This window comes from Halobellus sp. Atlit-38R, assembly GCF_003665925.1.
Lineage (GTDB): Archaea > Halobacteriota > Halobacteria > Halobacteriales > Haloferacaceae > Haloquadratum > Haloquadratum inordinatus.
In genome coordinates this window covers 1-489 of record NZ_QXIJ01000254.1, presented here as the reverse complement: position 1 = coordinate 489, position 489 = coordinate 1, and the positions used below count along the sequence as shown (strand labels likewise).

The window sequence follows — 489 nt, the reverse complement described above, 5'->3', positions numbered from 1 at the left end:
GCTCGCGAGCTCCTCCTCGACGCGAAGAACGCACTGGAGGCAGCCGGCTGGCACGTGGTACACGGCATCGTCGACTCCATCTGGGTGGCTCCCGTCGACGGTCGCGAGCAGCGCTCCCTAGAGGAAGTCGCAGCCGAGATCAGCGAAGAAGCGGGCATCGAGTTGGAGTACGAATGCGCGTTTGAGTGGGTCGCGTTCTGTCCGATGCGAAACTCCGAGTCGGGAGCGCTCACTCGATACTTCGGCAAGCGTCGCGGTGAGGACTACCCTGAGACGGGACTCGGCGACGCGGTCAAGACGCGAGGCATCGAGAGCCGACAGCGCTCGACGCCGGAATGGGTCGAAGAGGTCCAAAGCGAGGCGCTCCGCGTGTTCGACGAGACGCGCTCTCCGGAGGCGGTGTGCGGCGTACTCCGGCGGCACCTCGACGAGCTACGACAGGGGACGGTCGACCCGAACGCGCTCGTCGTCGACAATCGCGTGTCGAAG

At 65.8% G+C, this 489-nt stretch carries 1 pseudogene; it reads left to right on the top strand.

The window, feature by feature from the left end:
* Positions 1-489 (top strand): annotated as a pseudogene (locus D3D02_RS19225) (DNA polymerase I); the annotation flags it as partial.